Genomic DNA, 10,687 nt, shown 5'->3' with positions numbered 1-10,687 from the left:
TCAATCCCTGCCGCGCCCACCACGCCATTCTCCTCGATCCGGGCAGCCTGTTCGAACAGCGCGAACCCGCGTTCCGCACCGGCCAGCACCGCCTGGCCCCACGCCGGATCGGCATCCGCGCCCGCCGCCTCGATCGCATCGCCAAATCGCGCCCAGCTGCCGCCCTGGTGCGCCGCGGCCAGATAGGCGGTCGGCCAGTCGCCCGGAACCTGCCGCGCCAGCATCGCCCCGCCCAGCCGCGATCCCTCCAGCACATACAGCAGGCCCCAGCGCTCCGCAGGCGTCGACATGGCGGGAATTGCGGGCAGCGTCATCGCAGGGGGCCGGGGAATGCCGAACGCCGCCAGATCGCGGATCAGGAACGGCGCGCGCGCCACCCATTCCGGCCAGAGCGCGGCCGCGTCCAGCATGGCCTCCAGCGGCGGCAACACCCGCGCATGCGCCGTCAGGAACGCCGCATAGGATCGGCGATCCGCCAGATCGAACCGGCCATAGGCGGCATCGACCCGCGCATGACAGGCCGCAGTCGCATCCCGCAGGAAGAACCGGACGGGATGACGTGGCGGCATAAGCAAAAAACTCGGCAAACGGCGGAACCGGCTGGGTTTATCAGCTTTTTCCCTTCATGCCATGTGTCTGGCGTCCTTGACGCACCCCGTCCGTTTCCACGCATGCCGACCCGGCGCCGATCGGCGCCCGATCCCCCACGCCATAGGGAGACTGCGGTGCGTCCAATCGACCATGATCTGAAGGCCGGCGCCAGCATGTCCGCTCTGGGCGCGGACGTCACGTCGTGCGATTGGGAACCGATCCACATTCCCGGCGCGATTCAGCCGCACGGACTGCTGCTGGTGGTCGATCCCGGCACCATGACCGTGGTCGCCGGCGCGGGCGATATCGAGGGGCGGCTGGCCGTCGACTGGCTCGATCGCCCGTTGGCGGACCTGCTGGGGCCGGACGCGAGCCGCGCATCCACCGCCGCCGCCAGCGTCGCGGTCCTGGCGCAGCATCGCGGCCTGCGGGAGACGTTCGATGTGTCCTGCCATCGGTCGGGCGACCATATTCTGGTCGAACTCGAACCGGTGACCTCGCAACCGGTCGATGCCGTCGCGCTGCTGACCGATCTCGACACGGTCAGCGCCGCGTTCGAACGCGCGACCGATCTGCGGGCGCTCGCCGAACGCGCGGCGATCGCCTTCCGGCAATTGACCGGGTTCGAACGCGTCATGGTCTATCGCTTTCTCGACGACGATACCGGCGTCGTGATCGCGGAGGATCGCGATCCGGCGCTCGACAGTTTCCTCAACCATCATTTCCCGGCCAGCGACATCCCGCGCCAGGCGCGTGCGCTCTATGTCCGCAACCGCGTCCGCGTGATCCCGGATATTCGCTACCGCCCCGCCCCGCTTCGCCCCGCATCCGACGCCATGCCGGCCACGGACATGAGCGACGTCGCGATCCGCTCGGTGTCCCCGATCCACCTGCAATATCTGCGCAACATGGGGGTGCTGGCCTCGGCGTCGGTTTCGATCGTGCGCGACGGCGTGCTCTGGGGCCTGATCGCCTGTCATGATCGCCAGCCCCGCCGGCTGGACGTTCGCGCGCGCCTGTTCTGCAAGGCGCTGGTCGGCGGCCTCGCGCGGCAGATCACCGCGCGCGAGGATGCGGAAACCTACCGCGAACGGATTCGTCTGCGCGCGTCGGAGGACATGATCGCGGCGCGGCTGGGCGGCAACAGCATGCTCGCCCCGTTCCTGGGCAATACCGCGGACGAACTTCGTCGCCTGCTCGCCGCGGACGGCTTCGCGGCCGTGCAGGGCGGCGACGTCATCCTGTCGGGGCATACGCCCGATCGCGATACGGTGCGGATGCTGGCCGGCTGGCTCCGCGAACGGACCGGGACGCAGCCTTTTTCCACGCACCACCTGTCCGCGCTGCTGCCCAACGCCGCGCCCCATATTGATACCGCCAGCGGGCTGATGGCGGTCACCTTGCCCGGCGACGATCCCGTCACCTTGATCTGGTTGCGGGCGGAGATGGTGGAGGTCGTCAACTGGGCCGGCAATCCGCACAAGGCGGTCGGCGCCGATCCCGCCGCCCACCTCACCCCGCGCGCGTCCTTCGCGGCCTGGCGGGAGGCGGTGCATGGCCGCGCCCGCCGCTGGACGCTGGCGGAGATCGAGGCCGCAGCGCGCATCCGCCGGATGCTGGTCGACGCGCGCCAGAACCGCCGCCTGCGCGAACTGAACGCCGAACTGACCGCGACCGTCTCCGAAAAGGAGGCGCTGCTGCTGCAGAAGGATTACCTGCTGAAGGAGGTCAACCACCGCGTTCAAAACAGCCTGCAGCTCGTCTCCGCCTTCCTCCGGCTCCAGGGGCGGTCTGTCGACGATCCGACACTCAGCGGCCATCTGGACGAGGCGCAGCGCCGGTTGTCGGCGGTCGCGCTGGTCCACCGCCGGCTTTACAGCGACGATCGCGTCGAAACCGTCGATCTGGCGCGTTATATCGAGGATCTCTGCGGCGAGATCCGCGAATCGATGGGCAATGAGGGCGCGCATGCGATCCATCTGGATCTCGCGCCGGTGCTCGTCCCGACGGACAAGGCGGTCACCATCGGGTTGATCCTGACGGAACTCGTCATCAACGCCAGCAAATATGCCTATGGCGGAGAAGCCGGCCCGATCACGATCGCGCTCGACGAACGGCAGAATCGTTTTCGGCTGGTGGTCGCCGATCGCGGCATCGGCAAGGCGCGCACGCGGGAGGGGTTCGGCACGCGCATGCTTGCCGCGATGGTCGATCAGCTGTCCGGTACGATGGAGGAACTCGACAACCGGCCCGGCCTGCGCATCATCATCGCCGCGCCGATCGCCGATTCCTGATTGGCGTCATCCGCGCTGCGCGTCGATCCAGGTGACCAGCGTCTCCAGCTGCGCCAGCGTGTGACCCGCCGACAGGAAGCCCGCAACCTCGCGCTCCGGCACGGCATAGCCATGCTGCCACGCATGCACCGCCACGCGGCGCACCGCCTCCAGCTGCGGATCAGCCAGCTTCGACGCCGGCCGCGTCCCGAACAGCATGGCCCGCAACCGCCCGAACCGCAGCTGATCCGCCAGGCTGGCCATCCCGTCGCGACGCGCCAGCCGGATCACGGTCCAGGCCCGCGAATCCAGCGCCGCCGGATCGATCATGGCCGCATCGCGCACGCCCGCGCCGGCCGGTGCAAGCTCACTGAAATTCAGATAGGCCATCAGCCCGGTTCCCTGTTCCTTGACTCACCGGGCGACGTTACTGACCGGTACGTTGACTTCCGTACCGACCGGTAACATGATGTCAACCCATGACCATCGAAAATCCTGTCGGCCACATGCTGCAACCCGCCCGCCGCACGGCCGCCGATCGGCTGTGCGAGGTTGCGACCGGGCTGTTCTACCGGCGGGGGATTCGCGCGGTCGGCGTGGACGAGATCGTTAACGAGACCGGCGTGACGAAGCCGACGCTGTATCGCAGCTTTGCGTCGAAAGACGATCTGGTCGCCACCTGCATCCGGACGCAGATGGAGGTCGTGGCCGCCAATTGGGATGCGATCGCCGCGCGTCTGCCCGATGATCCGCTGGGCCAGATCCGCGCGATCGTGGCCGGGTTCGCGGCGGATATCGCCGATCCCGCCTTTCGCGGCTGTCCCGCCACAAATGCCGCGGTCGAGTTTCCCGAACAGGATCATCCCGCCCGCCATGCATCGCAGCAGTGCAAGGCGGCGATGCGCGACCGCCTCTATACCCTCGCCCGCCGGCTCGACATCGCCGATCCGGATGGCCTGGCCGACGGTCTGCTGCTGTTGATCGAGGGCGCCGCCGGCAGCCGCCATACCTCCGCCACGCAGGGGCCTTCCCAGGCGCTCGTCAAATCGTCCGAAATGCTGCTCGCCGGGCACATGCGCTGAGGATCCGACTCGGACTTCAATCGGCTTCGGTCCCCTTGTGACTGCCGAAGCCACGCGCTTTCATGGTCGCGACTTCGCCATCGGCCGCGCGCTGGGCCACGCGCACACCCTCCGGATCGGGCGGCAGGTCGCCCGTCGCGTCGATCGGCCGGGTCCGCCCCGCCGTAGCGTCGGTCGCCGTGCGTTGCTCGGCTTGCGGGTCCTGACCCGACTGCTTCTCTTCCATGATCGGTCTCCTCCGGGTGCCAACGCGGTCGCGGGCCACGCCGTTCCGCTCGCTTTCCCCGAACGGCTGCGCCATGCTGCACCGGTCCGTCCGAAGGGGTCTTATGCGCGTTCTGCTCCCGCTCATCCTGCTGTCCACGACTGCCCCGGCCCCTGCGCAGACCGCAACCGCGACGACCCAAGCCGCCTTGGCGCGCATCGCCCGGTTGAACCCGCGTGTCGGTGCGGTCCTGGCGGTCGATCCGACCGCCCTGGCGCAGGCGCGCGCGCTCGATCGGCAACGCCGGACGCGCGGCCCGCTGTTCGGCATGCCGATACTGCTCAAGGACAATATCGAAGCGAAGGGCCCGCTGCCCACCACGGCCGGTAGCCTCGCGCTGATCGACAATGTCACCGGCCGCGACGCCCCCGTCACCGCGTCGCTGCGTGCGGCCGGCGCCGTCATCCTGGGCAAGACCAACCTGTCCGAATGGGCGAACATCCGCTCCGGCCATTCGATTTCGGGGTGGAGCGCGGTCGGCGGCCAGACGCGCAACCCGCATGCGCTGGATCGCAACCCCTGCGGCTCCTCCTCGGGCAGCGCGGCCGCGGTGGCAGCCGGAATGGTCGATGCCGCGATCGGCACCGAAACCGATGGCTCGATCACCTGCCCCGCCGCGCTGAACGGCATCGTCGGGCTGAAACCGACCGTGGGTCTCGTCAGCCGCACGCATATCGTCCCGATCAGCCACAGCCAGGATACGGCCGGCCCGATGACGAAGGATGTCCGCACCGCCGCGCGCATCCTGACCGCCATCGCCGGGTCCGACCCCGCCGATCCGGCCACCGCCGCCGCCGATGCGCATCGCACCGACTATCTCGCCGCGCTCGATCCCGCCGCGCTGAAGGGCGTCCGTATCGGTGTGCTGCGCTTCGCCACCGGCTGGTCCGCGCCCGTGGACGCGCTGTTCGACCAGGCGCTCGCGGTGCTGATGGCGCAGGGTGCCACGCTGGTCGACATCCGCGATCTGAAAGGACGCGACGCGATCGGCCCCGCGGAAAACACGGTCCTGATGACCGAGCTGAAGGCCGATCTCGACGCCTATCTGGCGACCACGCCGGCGGCGGTCCGCACCCGGACGCTGGCGGATGTCATCGCCTTCAACACCGCGCACGCGGCACAGGAACTGGCGCTGTTCGGACAGGAGACATTCCTGGAGGCGCAGCAGACCAGGGGCCTCACCGATCCCGCCTACATCGCCGCGCGCGCGCTGTCCGTCCGGCTGGCGGGGCGCGACGGGATCGATGCCCTGCTCGCGGCGAACCGGGTCAGCGCGCTGGTTGCGCCTACCATGCCGCCCGCCTGGATGATCGACAGCGTCAATGGCGATCAGATTTCCGGCGGCGGCGCGGGCGGTCTCGCCGCCGTCGCCGGCTATCCGCACCTGACCGTGCCGATGGGCGCGGTGCGCGGCCTGCCGGTCGGGCTGTCCTTCATCGGCCCGGCCTGGTCGGAGGCGCGGCTGCTCGGCCTCGGCTTCGCCTATGAACAGGCCAGCCACCGCGCGATCCCGCCCAGCTTCCGCCCATCGGTCGAAACCAGCCCCGGCGTCGCCCCCCTCCTCCTGCCTGCCAAGGATGTTCACTGATGGAATTCAAGGACAAGATCGTCGTCGTCACCGGTGCCGCCAACGGCATCGGGCACGGCCTGGCGGCCCGGTTCGTGGCCGAAGGCGCGACCGTCATCGCCTCCGACCTACCTGGCGACACGGCGTCCGCCGCCGCGACATGGATCGGCGCCCGCTTCGTCCCCGCCGATGTGGGAAAGGAGGCGGAGATCGCCGCGCTGGTCGCCGACGTCCTGGCGCGGGAGGGGCGCATCGACCTGTTCTGCTCCAATGCGGGTATCGCCAGCATCACCGATCCGATGACGGACGAGGCCGAATGGCAACGCACACTCGCCATCAACCAGATGAGCCATGTCTGGGCCGCGCGCCATGTCCTGCCGGCCATGCTGGAACGGGGGGAAGGCTATCTGCTCAACACCGCGTCCGCCGCGGGCTTGCTGGTCGAACATTTCGGTGCCGCCTACACGATGACGAAACATGCCGCCGTGGGGTTCGCGGAATGGCTCGCGGTCGCCTACCGCGCGCGCGGCATCCGCGTGTCGGTCCTTTGCCCGGAAGGCGTGCTTACCCGCATGACCGAACATGCCGAATATCTCCGCCGTACCGCGATCCCGGTCGAACAGCTGGTCGACGTCACCCTCCAGGCGATCCGCGACGAACGCTTCATGATCACCACGCATCCCAAGACGCTGCCGATCGCGCAGGCCCGCGTCGCGGATTTCGACACCTATATCGGCCGCATGGCGCAACAGCGGGAGGCGGTGATGACGGCGCTTGCGGGCGGCGGCGGCGCCTCCTGATCAGCCGCGATGCCCGCTCAGGTCCGCGCCCGCATCGGGCGCGAACCGCAGGTTGAACAGCGTCGCCGATGCCGAAATCGCCGTCACCACCAGGAACGCGATCGTGAAATCCGCCAGCGCCGGCACGCTGGTGCCCGACACCAGCATGCCCGCATGCAGCGCCGCCGCGCCTATGCAGATGCCCAGCGACAGCATCAGTTGCTGGAACGTAGCATAGAAGCTGGTCGCCGCGCTCATCCGCGCCTTCGGGATCTCGTCATAGGCGATGGTGTTGTACGCCGTGAACTGGAACGACATGAAGAACCCGCACGCCAGCAACGTGGCAAAGATCGCGGCGATCGGCCAGTCGGGCCGGAACAGCCCGCACACCGCATAACCGATGCTCGCCACCAGCCCGTTGGTCACCAGCGCGCGGCGGAACCCGAACCGGCGGAGCAGCCGCGGCGCCAGTCCCTTCATCGCCAGCGATCCCATCGCACCGGCGACCGTGATCGATCCGCTCGCCGCCGCACTCATTCCGAACCCCAGCTGCAGCATCAGCGGCAGCAGGAAGGGCTGCGCCCCTTGCGTGATCCGCGTCAGCGATCCCGCGATCACCGACAGCCGGAACGACGGGACCCGCATCAGCGACAGGTCCAGGATCGGGTCCGCTGTCCGCGCGGCATAGCGGATATAGGCCAGCCCGACGACCAGCCCGACCACCGCCAGGATCGCGCCCACCGCCGCCTCGCCCGGCCGGCTCGCTATCTCGAACCCGAACAGCAGGCACCCCAGCGACACACCCGACAACAGGAAACCGGGCGCGTCGAACCGCGCCGGCTGCGCCTCGCGAAACTCGCCGATGAACCGCGTCACCAGCACGACGCCCAGCATCCCGATCGGCAGGTTGAGCCAGAAGATCCAGCGCCAGTCGAGATAGGTCACGATGAACCCGCCGACCGGCGGCCCCAGGATCGGCCCGATCAGCGCCGGCATGATCAGCCAGGACATGGCGGACACCATGTCTGCCTTGTTGACACTGCGCAGCAGCACCAACCGTCCGATCGGGATCATCATCGCGCCGCCCAGTCCCTGCACGAACCGCGCGGCGATCATGAACGGCAGGCTGGTCGCCTGTCCGCACAGCAATGATCCGATCATGAACAGCAGGATCGCGATCCGGAACATCGTCCGCGATCCGAACCGGTCCGCCATCTGCCCGCTGGCGGGGATGAAGATCGCAAGCGCCAGCAGATAGCTGGTCAGAGCCGCGCTCATCGCGGTCGCCTGCACCCCGAAATCGCGGGCCATCGTCGGCAACGCCGTCGCCAGCACGGTGGCGTCCATCTGCTCCATGAACAGCGCGCACGCGATGATCAGCGCGATCAGGCGATAATTCTGGGTGCTGGGCGCGCCGACCGCCTCGCCCTTCGGCACCAGCGCGACCGCATCGGCGGCCGGCAGGATGCCGTCGCGGATTTCCGAATTGATCGACGCCAGCCCGCGCCGCCGCAACCTCATGCGGGCGGTCCCCGCCGCGGGTCGGGGGTGGCGGTGATATCCATGCGCGCTCTCCGTCGATCAACACTCCCGCGCACACGGCACGCCGCGAAATCGCCCCGTTCGGCGGCGACTTCCCGCAGTCCAGATAGGCAAGGCTTGCGCGATTGGAACCGCCCCGGCGCTCTCCCGTTCCCCTTTTTCGCTGCATCGCACAACCAATCGAAGGCGCCCATGATGGATTTCCGGCGGCTGATCGCACCCTATGACGGCGCGGCCCTGCATCTCGCGACCGGGGCGGCCGTCATGGTCGGCGCGGTCATCGCGGCCTTGCTCGTCCATCACCTGATGATGCTGGTCGCGCGCAAGGCCGCCGCGCGCACGCCCACCAGCACCGACGACATTGTCGTCGAACGCCTGTCGCAACCGCTGCGCTGGGTATTTGCGGCGCTGGCACTCAGCGCCGCCCTGCCGGGGCTCGACCTCAACGATGCGGCCGCCACGGTCTGGCAGCGCATCGTCGGGCTCGCGGTACCGGCGCTGGTCGGCTGGCTGTTGATCGCGATGCTGAACGCGCTGCAGGACGTGCTGATCGCGAAGACCGACATCAATGTCGAAAACAACCTTCGCGCGCGGCGGAAACGCACGCGCGCCGGCATACTCCACCGCATCATCGTCTTCCTGCTGCTGGTGGTGACGCTCTGCATGATGCTGATGTCGATCCCCAGCGTGCGGGCGATCGGCGTCACCCTGATCGCGTCCGCCGGTCTGGCCGCGCTGGCGGTGGGTGCCGCGGCGCAGCCGGCGCTCAAGAACCTGATCGCCGGGATCCAGATGGCGTTCACCGAACCGATCCGGATCGACGATGTCGTCGTGCTGGACAATGAATGGGGCCGGATCGAGGAAATCCGGCTCACCTATGTCATCATCCGCATCTGGGACGATCGCCGGCTGGTCGTGCCGGTCTCGCGATTCCTGGAACAGCCTTTCCAGAACTGGACGCGCGATTCGGCCCAGCTGCTCGGCAGCATCGTCCTCTATCTCGATCCCGCGACCGATATCCCGCGGCTCCGCGCGCATCTGGCGACGGTGATGGACGGCAATCCGCTCTGGGACCGGCGCTTCCACAATCTTCAGGTCACCGACATGAAGGAGGACATGATCGAGGTCCGCGCGCTGATGACCGCAAAGGACGGACCGACCGCCTTCGACCTGCGCTGCGCCGTCCGCGAAGCCCTGCTCGCCTATATCGCGGCCGACATGCCGGAGGCGTTCCTGCGGCGCCGCATCATGCCCGCGGGTGACGGCTGGCCGGTCACACCGCGTCCGCCATCATCCCCCGGATCCGCGCCGCCAGCGTGACCGGGTCGAACGGCTTGACGATCAGCCCCAGCGATCCCGCCGCGCGGTACCGTTCGACGTCGCCGGGCCGCGCCCGTGCGGTCATGACGATCGCCGGCACCGATCGCAGCCCATCCAGCGCGCGGGCCTCCGCGATCAGCCGCATGCCGTCCATGTCCGGCATCATCACGTCGACCAGCAACAGGTCGGGCACATAATCCCCCTGCGCCAGCAGCGCCAACGCCGCGCCGCCGGACTCCACGGACCGCACCGACAGCGACGGATCCAGCCCAAGCGCCAGACCCGTCACCATCCGGATGTCCGGATCATCCTCGACGTGCAGGATGCGCCACCGCACGGTCATGGCGTCATGATGCCATGACGTCCGTCGCCACGCCCGCATCGTCGCCCGCGCCGCCGATCGGCACCCCGGCACGCGCCAGCAACCGATCGACCGCCACCGCCAGGTTCCGCGACGACCGCGGCGATTTCATCACGGCAACCTCGACATTCCGTTCGCGCGCCGCCGGCACGGGCCGCGCGGAATAGAGGATGACCGGAATGTCGCGCAGCACCGCGGAGTCGCGCAACCGGATCAGCAGGTCGTCCACCTGCCCGTCGGGCAATTCCTGTTCCGCGATGATCAGCGCGGGCTTTTCCTGCCGCAGGATCGCGTCCACCGCGGCCAGATCGGGCGCATGCCGCATCCGCGCCTGCGGGTGCAACGCCGCGGCCGTGCGATCGAACAGGCGTCCGTCGCCGTCGATCTGCACGATCAGCGGCTTTTCGTCGCCCAGCCCTTCCATGATCCGCTGCAACCGCGCGGCCAGGCCGCCGTCCGCCTCGCGGATCCGGCTCCACGCCGCCTGGTCCAGGCCGACACCGACGCGCACCACGCCCTTCGTCCGCGCCACCACCGGGATCGGCAGGCATCCGCCCACCGCCTCATCCTGCATTTGCGCCAGCAACTGGGCGGCGGCTGGCCCACCCGCATCCAGATCGATCAGCACCGCGTCATAGGCCGCCGATCGGATCGCGACGCGCGCATCGGCCGGTGTCTCGACGCGATCGGCACTGCAACCGCCCGCCTCGGCCAGTTCCCGCAACTGGCGCGCGCCGTCCGGCGCCTCGGCACAGATCAGCAGATGGGGCGGCTCGCCACCCGCATCGCGCAGGTCGATCGAGAACCGGAACCGCGCGCCACCCCCCGGCCGGGGTTCGAACCACAGCGCGCCGCCATGCGCCCGCACGATCTGCCGCGCGATCGCCAGCCCCAGCCCGGTGCCGCC

General features: G+C 69.0%; 11 protein-coding genes. 5 read left to right on the top strand and 6 right to left on the bottom strand.

All coding sequences use genetic code 11. From position 1 onward, the window contains the following. Nucleotides 1-569: biliverdin-producing heme oxygenase (locus tag VF649_RS11085; protein ID WP_331012018.1), on the bottom strand; the 569-nt coding region annotated here is incomplete at its 3' end. 156 nt (nucleotides 570-725) lie between these two features. Here VF649_RS11085 and VF649_RS11080 point away from each other — a divergent pair. After that, complete coding sequence (locus VF649_RS11080; RefSeq protein ID WP_331012017.1) at nucleotides 726-2,885, top strand: histidine kinase dimerization/phosphoacceptor domain -containing protein; 2,160 nt, start codon at nucleotides 726-728, stop codon at nucleotides 2,883-2,885. 6 nt (nucleotides 2,886-2,891) lie between these two features. On the opposite strand, the gene VF649_RS11075 is transcribed toward VF649_RS11080, so the two are convergent. Then, nucleotides 2,892-3,254 (bottom strand): hypothetical protein, encoded by a 363-nt coding sequence (locus VF649_RS11075; RefSeq protein WP_331012016.1) that lies wholly within the window; start codon nucleotides 3,252-3,254, stop codon nucleotides 2,892-2,894. 89 nt (nucleotides 3,255-3,343) lie between these two features. Here VF649_RS11075 and VF649_RS11070 point away from each other — a divergent pair, with 89 nt between their 5' ends. After that, nucleotides 3,344-3,946: a helix-turn-helix domain-containing protein gene (locus tag VF649_RS11070; RefSeq protein WP_331012015.1), complete on the top strand. Its 603-nt coding sequence runs from the start codon at nucleotides 3,344-3,346 to the stop codon at nucleotides 3,944-3,946. 16 nt (nucleotides 3,947-3,962) lie between these two features. On the opposite strand, the gene VF649_RS11065 is transcribed toward VF649_RS11070, so the two are convergent. Beyond that, nucleotides 3,963-4,247 carry a hypothetical protein gene (locus VF649_RS11065; protein WP_331012014.1) on the bottom strand — a complete coding sequence of 95 codons (285 nt, stop codon included), beginning with the start codon at nucleotides 4,245-4,247 and terminating at the stop codon, nucleotides 3,963-3,965. Between the two features lie 28 nt (nucleotides 4,248-4,275). Here VF649_RS11065 and VF649_RS11060 point away from each other — a divergent pair, with 28 nt between their 5' ends. Both VF649_RS11060 and VF649_RS11055 read left to right on the top strand, forming a co-directional pair. After that, complete coding sequence (locus VF649_RS11060) at nucleotides 4,276-5,799, top strand: amidase (protein WP_331012013.1); 1,524 nt, start codon at nucleotides 4,276-4,278, stop codon at nucleotides 5,797-5,799. Beyond that, nucleotides 5,799-6,578, top strand: a complete 780-nt coding sequence (locus VF649_RS11055; RefSeq protein WP_331012012.1) for an SDR family oxidoreductase — start codon at nucleotides 5,799-5,801, stop codon at nucleotides 6,576-6,578. Before VF649_RS11060 ends, VF649_RS11055 begins: the two co-directional genes overlap by 1 nt. Here VF649_RS11055 and VF649_RS11050 read toward each other — a convergent pair whose 3' ends face one another. Further along, nucleotides 6,579-8,078: a DHA2 family efflux MFS transporter permease subunit gene (locus VF649_RS11050; RefSeq protein ID WP_331012011.1), complete on the bottom strand. Its 1,500-nt coding sequence runs from the start codon at nucleotides 8,076-8,078 to the stop codon at nucleotides 6,579-6,581. It lies immediately after the preceding gene. Between the two features lie 216 nt (nucleotides 8,079-8,294). Between VF649_RS11050 and VF649_RS11045 the strand changes: the two genes are divergently transcribed. Then, nucleotides 8,295-9,419 (top strand): mechanosensitive ion channel family protein, encoded by a 1,125-nt coding sequence (locus VF649_RS11045; protein WP_331012010.1) that lies wholly within the window; start codon nucleotides 8,295-8,297, stop codon nucleotides 9,417-9,419. Here VF649_RS11045 and VF649_RS11040 read toward each other — a convergent pair. After that, nucleotides 9,373-9,762, bottom strand: coding sequence for a response regulator (locus VF649_RS11040; protein WP_331012009.1), 390 nt, complete (start codon nucleotides 9,760-9,762; stop codon nucleotides 9,373-9,375). The genes VF649_RS11045 and VF649_RS11040 overlap by 47 nt on opposite strands. Before the next feature lie 4 nt (nucleotides 9,763-9,766). Continuing rightward, nucleotides 9,767-10,687, bottom strand: a 921-nt coding sequence (locus VF649_RS11035; protein ID WP_331012008.1) for an ATP-binding protein, incomplete at its 5' end; no start/stop codon positions are given.

Source organism: Sphingomonas sp. (assembly GCF_036387535.1).
GTDB lineage: Bacteria > Pseudomonadota > Alphaproteobacteria > Sphingomonadales > Sphingomonadaceae > Sphingomonas_R.
The sequence above is the reverse complement of the archived record's forward strand: the minus strand, read 5'-3'. Positions and strand labels throughout refer to the sequence as shown.